19 protein-coding genes and 3 tRNA genes are annotated in these 17720 nt (G+C 69.9%); 11 read left to right on the plus strand and 11 right to left on the minus strand.

Features of this window, described 5'->3' with window-relative positions; translation table 11 throughout:
* Positions 1 to 35 precede the first annotated feature (35 nt).
* Together EJK15_RS00345 and cimA are read left to right on the plus strand one after the other, a co-directional pair.
* Positions 36 to 680: a DsbA family protein gene (locus EJK15_RS00345; RefSeq protein WP_138708297.1), complete on the plus strand. Its 645-nt coding sequence runs from the start codon at positions 36 to 38 to the stop codon at positions 678 to 680.
* Positions 681 to 905: 225 nt separating this feature from the next.
* Positions 906 to 2480 carry a citramalate synthase gene (cimA, locus tag EJK15_RS00350; RefSeq protein WP_138708298.1) on the plus strand — a complete coding sequence of 525 codons (1575 nt, stop codon included), beginning with the start codon at positions 906 to 908 and terminating at the stop codon, positions 2478 to 2480.
* A gap of 41 nt (positions 2481 to 2521) precedes the next feature.
* Here cimA and EJK15_RS00355 read toward each other — a convergent pair whose 3' ends face one another.
* Positions 2522 to 4153 (minus strand): heparinase II/III family protein, encoded by a 1632-nt coding sequence (locus tag EJK15_RS00355; RefSeq protein ID WP_240776670.1) that lies wholly within the window; start codon positions 4151 to 4153, stop codon positions 2522 to 2524.
* A gap of 106 nt (positions 4154 to 4259) precedes the next feature.
* Here EJK15_RS00355 and EJK15_RS00360 point away from each other — a divergent pair, with 106 nt between their 5' ends.
* Positions 4260 to 4916, plus strand: coding sequence for an HD domain-containing protein (locus EJK15_RS00360; RefSeq protein ID WP_240776671.1), 657 nt, complete (start codon positions 4260 to 4262; stop codon positions 4914 to 4916).
* A 13-nt stretch (positions 4917 to 4929) separates the two neighbouring features.
* Here EJK15_RS00360 and EJK15_RS00365 read toward each other — a convergent pair whose 3' ends face one another.
* The 7 genes from EJK15_RS00365 to EJK15_RS00395 are packed head-to-tail and all read right to left on the minus strand — an operon-like array spanning position 4930 to position 7986.
* Complete coding sequence (locus tag EJK15_RS00365) at positions 4930 to 5292, minus strand: antibiotic biosynthesis monooxygenase family protein (RefSeq protein WP_138708299.1); 363 nt, start codon at positions 5290 to 5292, stop codon at positions 4930 to 4932.
* Between the two features lie 23 nt (positions 5293 to 5315).
* Positions 5316 to 5903 (minus strand): hypothetical protein, encoded by a 588-nt coding sequence (locus EJK15_RS00370; RefSeq protein ID WP_138708300.1) that lies wholly within the window; start codon positions 5901 to 5903, stop codon positions 5316 to 5318.
* A complete protein-coding gene (locus EJK15_RS00375) occupies positions 5900 to 6619 on the minus strand; it encodes a DUF6286 domain-containing protein (protein ID WP_138708301.1) in 720 nt (239 codons plus the stop codon). Before EJK15_RS00375 ends, EJK15_RS00370 begins: the two co-directional genes overlap by 4 nt.
* Positions 6616 to 6993: an Asp23/Gls24 family envelope stress response protein gene (locus EJK15_RS00380; protein WP_138708302.1), complete on the minus strand. Its 378-nt coding sequence runs from the start codon at positions 6991 to 6993 to the stop codon at positions 6616 to 6618. Before EJK15_RS00380 ends, EJK15_RS00375 begins: the two co-directional genes overlap by 4 nt.
* On the minus strand, positions 6990 to 7178 hold the full coding sequence (locus EJK15_RS00385) for a hypothetical protein (RefSeq protein WP_138708303.1): 189 nt from the start codon (positions 7176 to 7178) through the stop codon (positions 6990 to 6992). Before EJK15_RS00385 ends, EJK15_RS00380 begins: the two co-directional genes overlap by 4 nt.
* On the minus strand, positions 7160 to 7492 hold the full coding sequence (locus EJK15_RS00390; protein WP_240776672.1) for an Asp23/Gls24 family envelope stress response protein: 333 nt from the start codon (positions 7490 to 7492) through the stop codon (positions 7160 to 7162). Before EJK15_RS00390 ends, EJK15_RS00385 begins: the two co-directional genes overlap by 19 nt.
* The gene (locus tag EJK15_RS00395) at positions 7489 to 7986 is read right to left on the minus strand and encodes an Asp23/Gls24 family envelope stress response protein (RefSeq protein ID WP_171074029.1); all 498 of its coding nucleotides are present in this window, start codon (positions 7984 to 7986) and stop codon (positions 7489 to 7491) included. The genes EJK15_RS00390 and EJK15_RS00395 overlap by 4 nt, the downstream gene beginning before the upstream one ends.
* 187 nt (positions 7987 to 8173) lie before the next feature.
* Between EJK15_RS00395 and EJK15_RS00400 the strand changes: the two genes are divergently transcribed.
* Both EJK15_RS00400 and gltX read left to right on the plus strand, forming a co-directional pair.
* Complete coding sequence (locus EJK15_RS00400) at positions 8174 to 8950, plus strand: fumarylacetoacetate hydrolase family protein (protein ID WP_138708305.1); 777 nt, start codon at positions 8174 to 8176, stop codon at positions 8948 to 8950.
* A 34-nt stretch (positions 8951 to 8984) separates the two neighbouring features.
* Complete coding sequence (gene gltX, locus EJK15_RS00405; RefSeq protein WP_240776682.1) at positions 8985 to 10316, plus strand: glutamate--tRNA ligase; 1332 nt, start codon at positions 8985 to 8987, stop codon at positions 10314 to 10316.
* Here gltX and EJK15_RS00410 read toward each other — a convergent pair.
* Complete coding sequence (locus EJK15_RS00410; RefSeq protein ID WP_171074020.1) at positions 10210 to 11457, minus strand: MATE family efflux transporter; 1248 nt, start codon at positions 11455 to 11457, stop codon at positions 10210 to 10212. The two genes, gltX and EJK15_RS00410, sit on opposite strands and share 107 nt — an antisense overlap.
* A 54-nt stretch (positions 11458 to 11511) precedes the next feature.
* On the opposite strand from EJK15_RS00410, the gene EJK15_RS00415 reads away from it, so the two are divergent.
* Complete coding sequence (locus EJK15_RS00415) at positions 11512 to 12057, plus strand: PadR family transcriptional regulator (RefSeq protein ID WP_138708308.1); 546 nt, start codon at positions 11512 to 11514, stop codon at positions 12055 to 12057.
* A gap of 75 nt (positions 12058 to 12132) precedes the next feature.
* Here the strand turns inward: EJK15_RS00415 and EJK15_RS00420 are convergent, their stop codons facing one another.
* Positions 12133 to 14100, minus strand: coding sequence for a M3 family metallopeptidase (locus tag EJK15_RS00420; RefSeq protein WP_138708309.1), 1968 nt, complete (start codon positions 14098 to 14100; stop codon positions 12133 to 12135).
* Between the two features lie 154 nt (positions 14101 to 14254).
* On the opposite strand from EJK15_RS00420, the gene EJK15_RS00425 reads away from it, so the two are divergent.
* Positions 14255 to 14326 (plus strand) — tRNA-Gln (locus tag EJK15_RS00425).
* A 37-nt stretch (positions 14327 to 14363) separates the two neighbouring features.
* On the opposite strand, the gene EJK15_RS00430 is transcribed toward EJK15_RS00425, so the two are convergent.
* Complete coding sequence (locus tag EJK15_RS00430; RefSeq protein WP_240776673.1) at positions 14364 to 15266, minus strand: alpha/beta fold hydrolase; 903 nt, start codon at positions 15264 to 15266, stop codon at positions 14364 to 14366.
* Between the two features lie 132 nt (positions 15267 to 15398).
* Between EJK15_RS00430 and EJK15_RS00435 the strand changes: the two genes are divergently transcribed.
* From EJK15_RS00435 to EJK15_RS00450, 4 genes are all read left to right on the plus strand, one after another.
* Complete coding sequence (locus tag EJK15_RS00435) at positions 15399 to 16643, plus strand: sensor histidine kinase (protein ID WP_171074021.1); 1245 nt, start codon at positions 15399 to 15401, stop codon at positions 16641 to 16643.
* 60 nt (positions 16644 to 16703) lie between these two features.
* Positions 16704 to 17318 carry a response regulator gene (locus tag EJK15_RS00440; RefSeq protein ID WP_138708311.1) on the plus strand — a complete coding sequence of 205 codons (615 nt, stop codon included), beginning with the start codon at positions 16704 to 16706 and terminating at the stop codon, positions 17316 to 17318.
* 112 nt (positions 17319 to 17430) lie between these two features.
* Positions 17431 to 17506: transfer RNA gene (locus tag EJK15_RS00445), tRNA-Glu, on the plus strand.
* A 19-nt stretch (positions 17507 to 17525) separates the two neighbouring features.
* A tRNA-Glu gene (locus EJK15_RS00450) sits at positions 17526 to 17598 on the plus strand.
* Positions 17599 to 17720: the final 122 nt, after the last annotated feature.

The raw sequence follows: 17720 nt of genomic DNA on the forward strand, positions 1-17720 counted from the left end.
AGGGTCTGCGCGATCAATGAGGTGAGAGTGGGCAAATGATGAAGCGGTTGGTGGCTGTCGCGCTGGCATGTGTGGCGATCGCTGTGCTGGCGGTCCTGGCGTTCTCCGAGCCGGGCGTGTCGTCGGACGGGGTGCGGCTGATCAGGCAGGCGGACGGCTCCATGGTGCTGGCGGACAGGTCGAGCGGCGCTCCCGTGCTAGACGTGTACGAGGACTTCGACTGCCCCGTGTGCAAGGAGATGCACGCCAAGGTCGACGCCACGATCCAGCGGCTGGCGCGCGAGGGCCGGGTCAAGGTCGTCTTCCATGCTGTGACGATCTTCCAGGACGAGCCCATGCGCTCCAACTCCATCCGCGCCGGCGCGGCCGCCCGCTGCGTCCCAGAGGCGAACTGGCTGGCCTTCAGGGACGAGCTGTACGCCATCCAGCCCGCGCCGCACGGCGTGGCGTCGGGGTTCACCGTCGAGGAGCTGGCCGGCGCGGCCAGGAAGGCGGGCGCGGCCGTGGACGAGTGCGTGACGTCCCAGTCGTACGCCGAGGAGCATCTGGCGGAGACCGCGAAGGTCCGGCTGGAGGGCACCCCGACCCTGCTGCTCGACGGGCAGCTGCTGGGCAACGAGGCGCTCGACGCCGCCGCGCTCGAACGCGCCATCACAGGAGGCGGCGGCGTGACGGTCTAGGAAGTCGGCATGAGATCGCATTCAGCACAGCGGTGTGACGCGCCGTGTCCCACCGGTTGAGATCGATGTGCCGAATGGTGAATCCATGTGGCAGACTGGGCGGCACCATGTTCTACGGTCTGCTCATTATCGGCAGGCGCGCTGGCTGATACAGGGACACCGCCAGCGCGCAGACCTCTCACGTCCGTGAGGGGTCTTTTTGTTTTCCAGAAAGAAGTGAGACCCATGGCCGACGACCGCTTCCACGTTTACGACACGACGCTGCGTGACGGCGCACAGCAGGAGGGCCTCAGCCTGACCGTCGCCGACAAGCTCGCCGTCGCTCGTCACTTGGATGGCTTGGGCGTCGGTTTCATCGAAGGGGGCTGGCCGGGCGCCAATCCCAAGGACACAGAGTTCTTCAGGCGCGCTCAAACAGAGCTCGACCTGAAGCACGCGCAACTAGCCGCGTTCGGCGCGACCCGCCGGGCCGGTGTGAAGGCAGCCGACGACCCATTGGTGGCCGCTTTGCGCGAATCCGGCGCGCCGGTCGTGACCCTTGTCGCCAAGAGCCACGACCGGCACGTGGAGCTGGCCCTCCGCACGACTCTCCAGGAGAACCTCGCGATGATCCGCGACACGGTCTCTCATCTTCGTGCGGAGGGACAGCGGGTCTTCCTCGACGCCGAGCACTTCTTCGACGGTTACCGGTCCAACCCAGCCTACGCGCTGGAGGTCCTCAAAACCGCCGCCGAGGCAGGAGCCGACGTCATCGCCCTGTGCGACACGAACGGCGGCATGCTCCCCGACGAGCTGGCCGGCATCGTCCACGAGGCCGTCCAGGCCGGCGCCCGCGTCGGCATCCACTGCCACGACGACACCGGCTGCGCGGTCGCCAACACGCTGGCCGCGGTCAAGGCGGGGGCCACGCACGTCCAGGGCTGCGCCAACGGCTACGGCGAGCGCTCCGGCAACGCCAACCTCTTCACCGTCGTCGCGAACCTCCAGCTCAAGCGGGGCTTCGACCTCGTGCCGCCGGACGCGCTCGCCGACATGACCCGCATCGCCCACGCGATCACCGAGGTCACCAACGTCACCCCCAACTCGCACGCCCCCTACGTGGGCATGTCCGCCTTTGCCCACAAGGCCGGCCTGCACGCCAGCGCCATCAAGGTCGACCCCAACCTCTACCAGCACATCGACCCGGCGGCCGTCGGCAACGACATGCGCATGCTGGTCTCCGACATGGCCGGCCGCGCCTCGGTCGAGCTCAAGGGCCGCGAGCTGGGCTACGAGCTCACGCCCGAGCACACCAAGACGCTGGTCGAGCGGGTCAAGGACCTGGAGTCCAAGGGCTTCACGTTCGAGGCCGCGGACGCCTCGTTCGAGCTGCTGCTGCGCGACACCGTGCTCGGGGAGCGCAAGCGCCACTTCGCGGTCGAGTCGTGGCGCGTCATCGTCGAGCGGACGAAGGGCGGCGAGCTGGTCAGCGAGGCCACGGTCAAGGTGCACGCCAAGGGCGAGCGCATCGTGGCCACCGGCGAGGGCAACGGCCCCGTCAACGCCCTGGACAGGGCCGTGCGGCTGGCGCTGGAGCAGCTCTATCCCGAGCTGGCCAGACTGGAGCTGGTGGACTTCAAGGTCCGCATACTCGAGGACACCCACGGCACGGACGCCATCACCCGGGTGCTCATCACCTCGAGCGATGACACGGGCGAGTGGGCAACGGTCGGGGTCGCGGAGAACATCATCGAGGCCTCGTGGCAGGCGCTTGAGCAGGCGGTCACGTACGGCCTGCTGCGCGCGGGCCGCGACTGCTGACCGCCCGCATGGGGGCGCGCGGCGCCCCCAGCAGGCAGGCCTCAGAAGAGGTCGGACGGGAACGAGACGCCCTCGACCGTGACCTTCCCGCCGGAGCAGGACACCTTCGGCGAGTCCGTGCCCGGCACGATCACCGTGAGCAGCGACTTCGCCGCCGGCGACACGACGACGTTGGCCGGCTGCTTGGACAGGTACGTCGGCGACACCCAGCCCAGCTTCCCGCCGCGCTCCACCTTCTGCCCGCCGACCCGGTCGCATGACGACGACAGCTGCACCAGCGTGACCTTGAACTTCCCGTCGCCCAGCACGACCTTGCCGCCGCCGTTGGAGATCAACTTGAACGACGGGGCGAACCGCCACATGTTCCTGACCCTCTTGCCGCCCCCCGCCGTGTCCAGCACCGCCATCACGTCCTCGCCGTGGTTCACCAGCACGGAACGGGTCCGGCTCACCCCGTACGCCTTGTCGGTCACCCGGAACGACTGGCGGTCCTTCCCGTACGAGGACTTGGTGAGCTGGGAGGAGGTGCGCGGCTGGAACCGGGCCCCGACCACCGCCGGGACGTTGTGCGCCTCCGGTGAGAGCGTCCAGTGGCGGTAGGAGCTCTGCTCGTAGGAGTGGAAGCCCCCGTCGACGAGGATGTCGCGGCCCTGCGCGTAGTACGTCACGCCCAGGTGGTCCTCGTGCCCGTGGTACTTCATGCCCGGCCCGAACCTGATCGAGTAGTACGCCGACTCCGGCTTGCCCCAGGCCGTCCGGCCGAACACGTAGCCCGCCCGGTACGCCTTGACCTCCTGCTTCGGCGTGCCGGTCTCCATCTTCGGCTCGGTCTCGGCGCTGCCGTCCCCGAGGGGAACCATGTATCCGTTCGGCATGGTCGAGTGGGCGATGAAGTCCTTCAGCGCCTCGGCCCGGGAGGAGATCGCGCCGGGCACCTTGCGGCCGCAGGACTTCATGTTCGTCATCGCGACCTGGAGCCGGCCGTACACGTAGACCGCGTACCGCGGCGCCTGCTCCATCAGCGCGCCCTGCGCGTCGACGTCGAGCTTGACCGTGCCGGTGAGGCGCTTGGAGGCCAGGTTCGCCCAGTCCTCGCGGCCGTACCTGCAGCCGATGCCCATGAGCGCGATGTCCTGGTCGATGCCGTGGTTGTGGCCCTTCTTGTAGAGCCGCGCGTCGGAGAGCAGCCTGGCGTGCGTCGCCAGGCTGTCCTTCAGCCAGCTCTCCTTGACGTGCCTGCTCAGGCAGAGCAGCGGCTGGCTGCGCAGCGAGACCGGGTGGTCCTTCCACACGTACGCCTTGGTGCCGCGGGCACCGTACTTGTTGTTCGCGACCCAGTCCTTGGCGATCTCCTTGGCGCGCTCCAGATACTGCTCCTCGCCGCTGTTCTCGTACTCGACGACCAGCGTGCCCATCCAGCGCAGCGACTGGAACACGTACTCCCACGAGCGGTTCCGGTACGGGCTCGCACCCCAGTTGATCTTCTTGCCCAGCTTGTACGCCGGCAGCCCCACCAGCGAGATCTCGCCCCGCATGACGTCGCCGGCCGTCGGCGTGCCGGGCAGCCAGTCGCCCTGACACTCCGCGGTACGCGTCACCTTGTCGGCCTGCGCAGGGCTCACGAACCCGCCGATTGCGAGTGTGAGGGCAAGAGGTATCGCGAGCTGGCGCACGCCAGTTCCTTTCGGGACAAAAGATGAGGGTGGGACATGCTTTCGAATGGCGATCAGCCGGTCAAGGTGAATGCCTGATTCGTTAACCACCCGATGCAGTCGCCTGATGCTCGCACCCGGCACCCTGGCTGGCGAGCGGTGGGCCCGCCGCGACATGCTGGTGCCCGTGACATTCGACGACCTCGTGATCCCGGACACACCCGCCTGCCGCGGCGCGCTCGAAGTGGCCAGCCGCTACCACTCGCCGTCGCTGCTCAACCACTCGATCCGCGCCTACCTGTGGGCGGCCGCGTACGCGCGGGACAACGGCATCGCCTTCGAGGCCGAACTGCTGTACGTGTCGGCGATGCTGCACGACATCGGCCTGGTCGCCGAGTTCGACAGCCACACAGTGCCGTACGAGGAGGCGGGCGGTCACGTGGCCTGGGCCTTCTGCGCCGGGGCCGGCTGGTCGCCCGAGCGCAGGCTACGCGCCTCCGAGGTGATCATCCGGCACATGTGGGAGGAGGTGCCGGTGGAGGAGGATCCCGAGGGGCACCTGCTGGAGCTCTCGACCGGCATGGACATCTCCGGCCGCCGTACCGACGAGATCCCCGCCGACGTGCGGCGGGAGGTGCTGGAGCGCTACCCCCGGCTGGAGATTTCCAAAGAGTTCGCCGTGTGCGTCTCGGAGCAGGGGGCGCGCAAGCCGGCGAGCTTCGCCGCCCGGTTCGTGGCGGGCGGCATCGTGGACCGGATCGCGCGCAACCCGCTGGACGCCTGAGACGAGCGCGGGCCTACGCCTTGGGGCCCGCGCTCTCGGCGACCTCGAAGGTCCACACCTCGGAGCCCGTCGCCGCCGGCCCCTGCCCATGGCCGTGGCCCTGTCCGTGCCCCTGGGCGGCCTGGGCGGCCTGGGCGGCGGCCTGGGCGTGGCCGCGCTGGAACGCCTGGCTCTGCTGCCACTTCTGGAAGTCCTCTTCGCTGCGCCAGCGCGTGTAAACGAGATACTGCTCCGTGCCCTCCACCGGCCTCAGCAGCTCGAACCACTCGAACCCGTCGGCCGACTCCACCATCCCTGCCCGGCTGGAGAAGCGCCGTTCCAGCTCCGCCCGCATGTCGGCGGGCACGGTCAGCACGTTGATCTTCACGACGGACAACGGGAACCCCTCTCGTGAGCGCCTCAGTGCACCACCCGATGCGGCGCAGATGAGGGCTCCAGGCTAACGCGGGCCACCGCCGGCACATGATCCCGGTCCAGCGCGTCGCGCAGGTGCGGCAGCGTCACCGTGGACAGGTGCCAGGTCAGCTCGCTCATCGGGACCGACTCGTCGGCGACGAGGCTCAGCCGTACCTCGGGCCGGCCCTGCGAGTGCGCCACGCCGGCGTCGGCGCTCAGCACGGCCGGGCACGACTCGACGTCGGCCGCCACCGCCTGCGCCATCCCGCCCGCCGACAGCTCCGTGACCCCGGTCGGGCCCCCCTCCAGTCGCACGACGCGACGCGTCTCCCAGCGGCCCTGCGCGAACAGCCAGCGCAGGCCCAGCAGCGCGATGACGATCGACGCGACGGCCACCGCCCACCAGATCCACCAGCCGTGCAGCGCGAAGAACGCCCGCATGCCGTCGTCCACGATCGGGGTCCGCGCGGCGGCCGAGTCCTGCGGGAACGCGCCCAGCCCGCGGGCCAGCGCGACCCCGCCCAGGATCGCCAGCGCCAGGCCGGCCAGTGCCAGCCCCCAGCGGTTGCCCCGGCTGGTCCGCCTGCTCACTTCCGCTCCTTGACGTCGACGACCACCCGGTACGGCTCGACGGGATCCAGCCCCGCCAGCCTGGTCAGCACGGCGGCGCGTACGGCCTTGCGGAACCGTTCCCTGCCCCAGCCGGACGTGGTGGCCGTGACGGTGACCGTACGGCCCCGGATCCTGGCACGGGCCGAGTGCACCCCGGACACCTCCTCGGCGGCGTGGGCCAGGGCCCGGGTGAGGCTCTTGGGACGCAGACCGATGATCAGGTCGGGGTCGCCGCCGCGTACCGGCACCATTCTCGGCCGCCCCGGCACCAGGGCGACGGCCAGCAAGGCCAACCCGGTCAGCGTCACGAGCGCCGCGCCGGCCAGGAACAGCGGGTCCGACCAGAGCGTCGACGAGGCCCATGCGAGCATCCGGTCGTACGGGACCAGGCGCTGCGGGCGGCCGGTCAGCGCGGAGATCGTCTCGGCGGCGACGAGCAGGCCCAGGATCGTGAGCAGGCCGGCGACGACGATGGCCGGGACCCTGCGGTGCGACCGGAAGGCCCGCACGGTCGCGCGGTCGGCCGCCCGGTCACGGGGCGGCGGCTCACCGGCCGATCGACGCGTGCCGGGCCCACCCGCCGCCGGGTCCGCGCCGGGTCCGGCGACCGGGACGGTGCGAACCTCCTGGCCACCCTGCGCCGTCATGTCCGGCCTGCGGCCGGGTCCGTTGAAGAGCGTCGTCCAGACCGTCATCGCGGGTCGCCGCCCAGATCGGTCATGGTGATGTCCAGGCGGGTGACGGTCAGGCCGGTCTGGTAGGTGACGCGGCGGATCACGTGTTCCCTGAGTCGCACCGCCACGGCGTGCAGCGGGGACGGGTAGGCGACGCTCACGTCCATGCGGATGACGGCCAGGTCGCCGTGGACCTCGGCGCTCGACGGATGCGTCCACGGCAGGCCCCGCAGGTGCACCGCGCGCACCTCGGGGACCTCCTCGGCGGCGCAGCACGCGATCTTGGTGACCGCCCGGCCGGCGATCTCGGTGCGCCCGCGCCGCTCCGGCGGCGGAAGACGCTGCGCGGGCACCGTCACGACATCCGCTTCGCGGCCGGGGGCGATGGTGGTCATCTGCGCCTCACGTTCAGGCCGGACAGGTTCACCTCGCCCGTCTCGGCGATCCGCCCGACCAGGAAGCCGACCGTGCCGAGCACGAGCACCAGCAGGAACGCCCCGAGGCCGCCGAACGCCGCGACCAGCCCGAGAATGATGCCGACGGTCATGCCGATCAGCGGCATCAACTGGATGTTGTCCATGATCCCTCCACGATGTCGTCGATGCGCACGTTCACCAGGCGATCTCCGGCCAGGTCCGCCACGGCCCGGCGCACCTCGTCGGCGGTCTCCGGGAGCGGGCGGTCCATCGTGGCGACGACGGCGATCTCCACCTCGCCGTCGTCCACGGAAACCCCTACGAGCCGCTCCCCGGGCAGGTACGTGGCCACCGTCCCGAAGGGCCCGCCGGACAGTCCGGCCACCCCAGGGCAGGCCCGCACCCGCGCAGCGATGAGCCGAGCGGCCTCATCGCCACCCGCCATCGGGTCTGCCCCAGCCCGGGCAGACCCCGTCATCGGACCCTGGGCTCCTGCTCGGCGCCCATCCCGGGCCCCTCCGGCTGCCGATCCCGGTCCTGGCCGGGCAGGTGTACGTCGCCGACCCTGATGTTGACCTCGGTCACTTCGAGGCCGCACATCCGCTCGACCGCCCCGATCACGTTCTTCCGCACGGCCGCCGCCAGTTCGGGGATCACCGTGCCGTACTCGGCCACCACGTCCAGGTCCACGGCCGCCTGTCGCTCGCCGACCTCCACCGACACGCCCTGCGAGATGCTCGGCTCCCCGCCGACCATGCCGCGCATGCTGCCGAACGCTCGCGCCGCACCTCCGCCCATGGCGTACACGCCCGACACCTCGCGGGCGGCGAGACCGGCGATCTTCGCGACGACGCCGTCGTCGATGCTGGTGGTGCCCCTGTCGGTGACCAGCGAGGTCGCCGAGCCGGTGTCCTGCGTTCTGGGCCGTGGCACGGTTCCCGCCTGCCCGGCCTCCGTGACCTTCGTGGACATCATGTCTGACACGGTCCATCACCCCCCTGTACGTCTTAGGGAGAAATAACCCCTCCTATACGGGTGATGCGCAAGAAAACGGACTCTGGGGGCAAATATGGATGATTCCTGACTTGTTTAGTGGCGGAACGTGGTGGGCCCGGCGACGTTGGGCTGACCCCTGTGGTGGCGGCGATAGCCTTGTCGGGTGCGTATAGCGAGGTTCTCCACAGGCGAAGGCGTGTCGTTCGGCGTGGTGGAAGGCGGTCCGGGGGAGGAGTTCGTCTCCGCGATCTCCGGCCATCCGTTCAGCCAGGTGCAGTTCACCAGCGAGCGCTACCCGCTCTCCCAGGTGAAGCTGCTGGCCCCGATGCTGCCGAGCAAGGTGGTCGCCATCGGCAGAAACTACGCCGAGCACGCGGCCGAGTTCGGCAATGAGGTGCCCGACGAGCCGCTCATCTTCATGAAGCCGTCCACCACGGTGATCGGCCACGGCGAGAACATCGCCTACCCCACGTCGCTGTCCGACCGCGTCGACTACGAGGGCGAGCTGGCCGTCGTGATCGGCCGGCTCTGCCGCGAGGTGCCGGTCGAACGGGCCAAGGACGTCATCTTCGGCTACACGTGCGCCAACGACGTCACCGCCCGCGACCTGCAGAAGAAGGACGTGCAGTTCACCCGGGCCAAGGGGTTCGACACGTTCTGCCCGCTCGGGCCGTGGATCCAGACCGACCTGGACGCGAGCGACCTCGCGCTGACGACCACGGTCAACGGCGAGGTGCGCCAGAGCGGCCGCACCAGCCAGCTCATCAACGACATCCCCGCGCTGGTGGCCTACGTCAGCGCGGTCATGACGCTGATCCCCGGCGACGTCATCCTGACCGGCACCCCGGCAGGCGTCGGCCCTCTCCAGATCGGTGACGAGGTCAGCGTCGGCATCGAAGGCATCGGCACACTCACGAACAAGGTGGTCTCCCGTGACTGACGTACGGGTGCGGTTCGCCCCGTCTCCTACTGGCATGTTCCACGTCGGCGGTGCCCGCACGGCGCTGTTCAACTGGGCGCTGGCCGAGCAATCCGGCGGCCGCTTCGTGCTGCGCATCGAGGACACCGACGCGTCCAGAAACCAGCCGGAGTGGACCGAGGGCATCATCTCCGCGCTCGACTGGATCGGCATCAACGGCACCAACCCGGTGTTCGAAGGCCCCTACTTCCAGTCGGCGTACGAGCCGCAGCACCGCGAGGCGGTGGCCAAGCTGCTGGCCGACGGCAGGGCCTACCACTGCGACTGCACACGTGAGACGCTCGTCGCCCGCACCGGCTCCGAGCACCGCGGCTACGACGGCTTCTGCCGCGACCGGGACCTCACCGAGGGCGCGGTCCGCTTCCGCACTCCCGACGAGGGCGTGACCGTGGTGGCCGACCTCGTCCGCGGCAACGTGGAGTTCCCCAACGAGGCGCAGGAGGACTTCGTCATCGCCCGCACCGACGGCTCGCCGCTCTACGTGCTGGCCAACGCGGTCGACGACATCACCCAGAACATCACCCATGTCGTCCGCGGCGAGGAGCACCTGGGCAACGCGGCCAAGCAGATGCTGCTCTGGCCCGCGCTGGGCGCGAAGCCGCCGGTCTGGGCACACCTGCCGGTGATCGTCAACGAGCAGCGCAAGAAGCTGTCCAAGCGCCGCGACAAGGTGGCGCTGGAGGACTACCGCGCGGAGGGCTACCTGCCCGAGGCCATGGTCAACTACCTCATGCTGCTCGGCTGGGGCCCCGGCGAGGACCGCGAGATCATGCCGTGGTCGGACATGGTGCCGCTGTTCAGGCTGGAGGACGTCAACTCCGCCGGCGCGTTCTTCGACGAGAAGAAGCTGCGCGCGTTCAACGGCGAGTACATCCGGGCTCTGCCGCTGGAGACGTTCGAGGAGCGCTGCGCGCCCTACCTCGACCCTCTGTGGGATCGCGAGCTGTTCAGCAAGGTCGCCGTCCTGGCCCAGACCCGCATCACGGTGCTGTCGGAGATCAGGCAGAACGTCGACTTCCTCTTCCTCGGGGAGCCGGTGTTCGACCAGGCGTCCTGGGACAAGGCGATGAAGAACTCCCCAGTGGAGATCATCACCGGCTACCTCGACCGCCTCGAGGCGGTGAGCTGGGATCCGGAGTCGCTCAAGGAGGCGCTGGAGCAGGTCGGCGCGGCCCACGGGCTCAAGCTCGGCAAGGCCCAGGCCCCGGTCCGCGTCGCGCTCACCGGCCGCACGGTGGGCCTGCCGCTGTTCGAGTCGATCGAGGTGCTCGGCCGCGCGCGCGTCCAGGACCGCCTGCGTGCCGCGCTAGCGCGCCTGCAAGGCTGATCAAGGCCCCTGCGGCCATCGACAACCACACCCCCGTGAGGCCGAGCCACGAGCTCAGCACATAGGCGAGGGGCAGTTGCACGGCGAAGCCCGCCAGCGTGGCGGCGAGCAGGCGACTGCCCCTTCCGCTCGCCTGGAGCACTCCGCCCACGGCGATCAGCCCGCCGAACGGCACCAGATAGAGCGCCATCCACCGCAGGAACCCCACGGCCACCTCGGGGTCGGCGGTGAACAGCCCGGCGACCGGCGCGGCCGCCAGATTGAGCACGGCCGCGACGGCCGCTCCCGACCCGAGCCCGAGCCAGAGCGGCGATCCGACGGCCTCCGAGCGGGCGGTACGGATCATCGCCGCCTGCCGCAGCGCGTAGAAGACCATGACGCCGGCCAGCATGATCTTCTGGCCGATCCCGTAGCCGGCCACCTGCGCAGTGCCGAACCCGGCCACGATCTCCACCAGCGCCATCCCCACCAGAGCGCGAGCCAGGAAATCTCCGGACATGGGAAGCCCTGTCCGGAGCACCTCGCCCGCGACCAGGCCCCGGCCCCGGTCGCGGAGCCGTAACACGGACCTGAGGGCGATCGCCAGCGTGACGGCGCGCGCCAGTACGGTGGCCAGCGCGGCGCCCTGGACTCCCATTTCCAGGCCGTGGATGAACAGCGGATCCAGCACGATCACCAGGGCGTTGCAGATCAGTGCGTGCCGCATGGGGAGCCTTGTGTTCCCCAGGCCCTTGAGAATGCCGTCCACGATCGTCTGGGCGAAGTACACCGGCAGCCCGCCGAGAGAGATCAGGAAGAAGTCCGCGGTCAACGAAGGGCTGTCGGTGAACAGGGCCGCCAAAGGTTCGCGCAGCAGCACGCCCGGCACGGCGACGGCGATCGAGAAGGCGGCCCAGAGCAGCCAGGCCGTCCTGATCACGGGAGCCAGCGGCGCGTGCCCGTCACGGCGCCCGGCCAGCACTGTGACGCCGGTCGGCACCGCCAGGAACAGCCCGTAGGCCAGGTATTCGGCCGTGGTCCCCACAGTGACCGCGGCGATCGCCGCCTCGCCCAGCGAGGAGACCCAGAGCAGGTCGATCACGCCGACCGCGACCACGGCGGTGAGCAACTCCACGTAGATGGGCAGGGCCAGCCGGATCACGAGTACCTCGTTTCGATATACATCGATTAGAGGTATAGCGTTACGATGTACCCCATGGCAAGCGGCGGCGACCTGGGCCTCACCATCCTGGGATTCCTGAACGAACGCCCCATGCACGGCTACGAGCTCAAGTCGTGCCTCGCCGCGCTCACTGGACATCTGCGCCCGGTCAGCGACGGCGCGCTCTACCCGGCGATCTCCAGGCTCGAGGCGAAAGAGCTGGTCGAACGGCACGAAGAGGCGGGCGCCGCGGCCGCGCGCAGGCAGGTGCTGACGATCACCGGGGCGGGCCGCGAGGAGTTGCTGCGGCGCCTGCGCGAGCCTGCGGACCTGGACATCAGTGACCAGACCAGGTTCTTCACGCTGCTGACGTTCCTGTCGGCGCTGCCCGACCCGGCCGACCAGGCGAAAGTGCTCAACCGCAGGCTGGCGTTCCTGGAGGCGCCCGCAAGCTTCTTCTACCAGGGCAGCAAACCGGTCAGGGCGAAAGACGAGCCGGACCCCTACCGGCGCGGCATGCTGCTGATCGCCCGCGCGTCGAGCCAGGCCGAGAAGGAATGGCTCCGTCAGCGAATCGAGGAACTGAACCTGCCGCAATAGCTCCTAACGTCACCGGGCGCCCACCGCGCACGTTCGCGCAGTGGGCCGCCGAGCACGCGGACGCGTTCAGGTGACCTAGTCGAGGCCGCGGCGCTTGAGCAGCGGCTCGATGCTCGGCTCCCGCCCGCGGAAGTTGCGGAAGGCGGTCAGCGGATCGAGGCTCCCGCCGCGGGAGAGCAGCTCGCGGCGGAAGTGGTCGCCGTTCTCCCTGGTCAGCCCACCGTTCTCCTTGAACCACTCCACGCTCTCCGCGTCCAGCACCTCGCTCCAGATGTAGGAGTAGTAGCCGGCGCTGTAGCCGCCGGAGAAGATGTGCGCGAAGTAATTGGTCCGGTAGCGCGGCCTGACCTGCGGAACGGCGATCTGCGCGGTCGCCAGGGCCGCCGACTCGAACGCCTCGGCGTCGGTCACCGGCTCGCCGGGCGCCAGCTTGTGCCAGGCCCAGTCGAGCAGCGTGGCGGCCAGATATTCGACAGTCTTGAAGCCCTGGTTGAACTTCTCGGCCGCGGTCAGCTTCGCCACCAGCTCGGCCGGCATCGGCTCGCCCGTCTCGTGGTGCTTGGCGTAGTTGGCCAGGATCTCCGGCCAGGTCACCCACATCTCGTTGACCTGCGACGGGTACTCGACGAAGTCGCGCGGCACGCTGGTGCCGGACACGCGCGGGAAGCGCACCTGCGAGAACAATCCGTGCAGCGCGTGCCCGAACTCGTGGAAGGCCGTGTTCACCTCGTCGTACGTCAGCAGCGTCGGCCCCGAGGCGGGCTTGGTGACGTTGAGGTTGTTCATCACCACCGGCCGCAGGCCGAACAGGAACGACTGGTCGACCAGGTTGTTCATCCACGCCCCGCCGCGCTTGGTCTCCCTGGCGTACGGGTCGAGCACGAACAGCCCCAGCCGGCTCCCGTCCTCGTCGAACACCTCGTACACGGTCACGTCGGGGTGGTAACCGCCCAGGTCGGGCCGCTCGGTGAAGGTGACGCCGTACAGCTTCGCCGCCGCGAAGAAGATCCCGTCCCGGTAGACGCGGTTGAGCTCGAAGTACGGCCGCATCGCGGCGGCGTCGAAGTCGTAACGGGCCTGGCGCACCTTCTCCGAGTAGTACGGCCAGTCCCACGGCTCGATGTCGAACCCGGCCATCTCGGCCAGCTCCTCGGCCTCCCTCTTGGCGTTGCGCACCGCGGGGCCGACGAGCTGGCCGAGCATCTCCTCGACCGCCTCGACGGTCTTGGCCGTCTGGTCGGCGACCGAGTAGGCGGCGTGGCTGGGGAACCCGAGCAGCGCCGCCCGCTCGGCCCGCAGCGTCGCCATCCTGGCGGCCACCTCGAAGTTGCCCGGCGCCCGCCCGACGCTCAGCTCGTAGAGCCGGCGGCGCACGTCGCGGTTCGTGAGCTGGGCCAGGCCGGGCTGGGCGGTGAAGTTGAGCAGCGGCAGGACGTACTTGCCGTCCTTGCGCAGTGACTCGATCCTGGCCTCGTCGAAGCCGTCGAGCTCCTTGGGGTCCTCCACCACCAGTGCCGACTCCGTCGAGGCCTTGAGCAGGCTCTGCGCGAAGTCGGTCGAGAGCCTCGACAGCTCCTCGTTGAGCTCCCGCAGCCGGTCCTGCTCGGACTCCGACAGGTCGGCGCCGGCCCGGATGAAGTCGTCCCGGTACTTCTCCAGCAGCCAGGCCTCCTCCGGGGCCTCCGTGGTCACCTGCTTGATGCGCGCCCACAGCGCCCGGTTGAGCCGGATCGCGTCGCTGTGCCTGGTCAGCTCCGGAGAGATCTCCTTCTCGATCTCCATGATGCCGTCGCTGGAGTCGGCCGCGGCGATGCTGTAGAAAACCGTGGCCGTCCGGTCGAGGATCCGTCCCGACCGCTCGAGCGCGGCGATCGTGTTGTCGAAGGCCGGCGGCTCGGCGCTGCCTGCGATCGCGTCGACCTCGGCAAGCTGCTCGGCCATGCCGCGCCGGAACGCGGGCAGGTAGTGCTCCTCGCGGATGTCCGCGAAGGGCGGCAGCTCGTACGGCAGGTTGCTAGGGGCGAAGAACGGATTCTCGGCCAACGCTCGGGCTCCTCCACGTGGTGTTTTGTCCCCATCAGCTTGGCACGCTGTGGGTAGTGGAGGGGCCGCTCGGCGAATCGTTTTGGTCTTAGCCCCCGAGCTGGGCTATTCTTTCGGACGTCGCCAAGCGCGCCCCCTAGGGGTTTCGCAGCGGTGGGGTATGGTGTAATTGGCAGCACGACTGATTCTGGTTCAGTTAGTCTAGGTTCGAGTCCTGGTACCCCAGCATTGAACGGATGTCTCCACAGGAGACGTCCGTTTTTTCATTTCGCGAGCCGGTCGAGGATTTCGGTGATCTGCCGATAGGCCTTGGGCGTCGGCGCGTGCGACGACTCCACCGTGAAGACCTTGAACCTGTTGCCCGGCGTCGCCGCGTCCGCCTCCTTGATCATGCGGTCCTGCAGCGCGATCGGGAGCACCCTGTCCCGCGTGTGCCTGATGTACACGCGGGGCACCCGCCCCCAGGCACTCTTGCGGCCCCGGGCGTCGGCGCTCGACACCTGCAGGCTCTCGTCGGGCAGCAGCGTGTTCAGCATGGCGAGGAACTCGCCCTCGCTCGCCTCCGCCATGAACGCCGCCTTGGCCGCGTCCAGGAACTTCCGGTCGTTCGTGCGCCAGTTGACGCGGATCGCCTTGAGCACCCGGGGATCGCCGACGATGCCCGAGAAGATGCTGCCCGCCAGGCTTGTCTTGCCCTCCGGCGTCTCCAGGTACTCCGCCGGCGAGCGCAGCTTCGTGCAGCAGTAGGCCGCGTCGTAGACCAGCCGGTCGATCAGGCCGGGCACCTCGTCGGCCGCCTTGGTGATCGTCGCGCCGCCAAGGCTGCCGCCCACCAGGATGACCGGGCCGTGGCCGGAGACCCGGCGAACGGTGTTCACCGTCGCCTCCACATAGTCGTCCAGCGTCACGTCCGCCATCGGGGACGGGATGGTGGCCAGCTTCGCCAGGTCCTGCGGCGCCTGGTAGGCCAGGTGGAACTGCTCCTCGGGGCCGTGCCCCGGCAGGCTCACGCCCACGGCGCGGTGGCCGCGCAGCATCAGCTCGGCATCGGCGCTGGCCACGCCGTTCGAGCCGGTCACGAAGACGTACGTGGTCACCTCCTTGCGCTCGGCGGTGGCCGAGGTGGCGTAGGCGCCCGCGCCCGCGACGGCGGCCATCCGGAACATCGATCTCCTGCTCGGAATGTTCATATGGCGAGGTTCGCCCACGTCAGCCCGGGTGCACATCGCCCGTGCGGCGCGACTTGCGGTGGATGCCGGACATCCACCGATCGGTGGATGCGTGCCAGGCTGGACCGCATGAGCTGGCTCGACGGCCGCGAGCGCTGGGCGTTCCTGGGACTCGCCTACGCGCTGCTCGCGCTCTCCGCGATCGCGGCGATCCTCATGGACGCGGGCGGCACGTCCATACTCGGGTGGCGGGCCGGGACGGGTGATCCCGGGGGCGGCCTGCTCTGGCCCGCGCTGGCCGCGGCCGCCGGGGTGTGGCTGGCACCCATCGCCTGGCTCCACCAGCGCCGCGACGTCCGCCGAGCGCTGGTCGTGGCCCACTACCTCGTCCTCATCGCCCTCGCCGGAGCGCTGGCCGCCGAGAGCGCGGCCTTCACCGTGTTCGCCTCGGTCGGCTATCCGCTGGCCATCGCCATGCTGCCCGCCCGGCTCGTCATGGCCGGCGTGACGGTCACCGCCATCGTCAACGTGGCCGCCCAGGCCGGTCCGGGGGACCGCACGGCCCTGCTCACCGTGATCGCAGGCGTCGCCCTGCCACTGGTCCTGGCCGGCTGGTACGTCTCCGCCGAGCACGACAAGCGCCGCCGTCTGATCGAGCGGCTGCGGTCCGCCCTGGCCGAGAACGCCGACCTGCACGCCAGGCTGCTCGACCAGGCCAGGCGGGCGGGCGTGCTCGACGAGCGGCACCGGGTGGCGGGCGAGATCCACGACACGGTCGCGCAGGACCTGGTCGCCCTGATCGGCCAGCTCGACGCCGCCGGCCGCGCCACCCAGGGCCCGGCCCGCCGCCGCCACCTCGACCAGGCGGCCGAGCTCGCCCGCCGCGGCCTGGCCGAGGCCCGCAGGTCCGTAACCGCGCTGCGCCCCGAGCCGCTGGAGCACGCGATGCTGCCGGAGGCGCTCGCCCGCATGGCCGAATCCTGGTCGAAGGCGTCGGGCGTGGACCTCGCCCTGGAGATCACCGGCACACCCGTCGCCCTGGCCGCCGACGTGGAGGCCACGCTGTTCCGCGTCGCCCAGGAGGCGCTGGCCAACGTCGCAAAGCACGCCAGAGCTACCAGGGCGGGCCTCACCCTGTCGTACACGGACGAAGTCATCCTCCTCGACATCCGCGACGACGGGGCCGGTTTCGCCCCGCAGACGCCCGCTGACGGCTTCGGCCTGGACGGGATGCGCCGGCGGGTACGCGGCGTCGGCGGCACCCTGGACATCGAGTCCGAACCCGGCCACGGCACCGCCATCGCCGCCGCCGTCCCCGCCATACCCGCGGAGAGCGACCCAAGCCCGTCCACCGCCGACCGGAACACTCGATGAGACGATGACCTTCGGGAAGACACGACCTTCGGGAAGACAAGACCTTCAGGGAGGAGACCGATGACGCTGAGGCTGCTGATCGCGGACGACCACCCGATCGTGCGTGACGGCCTGCGCGCAGCCCTCGGCGCCGAGCCCGACCTCGAGATCGTCGGCGAGGCGGCCGACGGCGCCCAGGCCGTGCGCCTGGCCGCCGAGCTCCGGCCCGACGTCGTCCTCATGGACCTGCGCATGCCCGGCATGGACGGCGTCGCCGCCATCCGCAGGCTCAGCGGCACCGGCCCGCGGGTGCTGGTCCTGACCACGTTCGACACCGACGTGCTGCCCGCGCTGGAGGCGGGAGCCAGCGGCTACCTGCTGAAGGACGCCCCTCCGGAGGAGCTGGTACGCGCCGTCCGGGCCACCCACAAAGGCGAGACCGTGCTCGCGCCCGCCGTGGCCGGCCGCCTGGCCGATCACGTGCGGAAGCCCGCCAGGGGCGCGCTGAGCAAGCGCGAGCTGGAGGTGCTGCGCCTGGTGGCAGGGGGAGCGACCAACAAGGAGGCGGCGGCCAGCCTGTTCATCAGCGAGGCAAGCGTCAAGACGCACCTGCTGCACATCTACGCCAAGCTCGACGTACGTGACCGCGCCGCCGCCGTCGGCGAGGCCTACCGCCGCGGCCTCCTCACCGCGTGACGCCCCACCCGGCCCCATCTGGTGGGCGGATAAGCGGTTTGGTTGTGGTCTGCGGGGTGCGGTAGAGTTACCGACGTCGCCGGGGAGACCCGGCACAACAGCTTGTGGACAGGGTCCCGTCGTCTAGTGGCCCAGGACGCCGCCCTCTCAAGGCGGTAGCGCCGGTTCGAATCCGGTCGGGACTACCACTGTCACCAAGCTTGCGAAGGTCCCGTCGTCTAGTGGCCCAGGACGCCGCCCTCTCAAGGCGGTAGCGCCGGTTCGAATCCGGTCGGGACTACATCTGCATCACCGCTCCGGCGCCCACGGCCCGGGGCGTTTCGCTTTTTCCGGCCGGTTACGACCCTCGCTTTCAGCCGGTTCACGACCCTCGCTCTTAGCTGGTTCACGACTTTCACGCGG

The organism is Nonomuraea basaltis (genome assembly GCF_005893125.1).
GTDB lineage: Bacteria > Actinomycetota > Actinomycetes > Streptosporangiales > Streptosporangiaceae > Nonomuraea > Nonomuraea basaltis.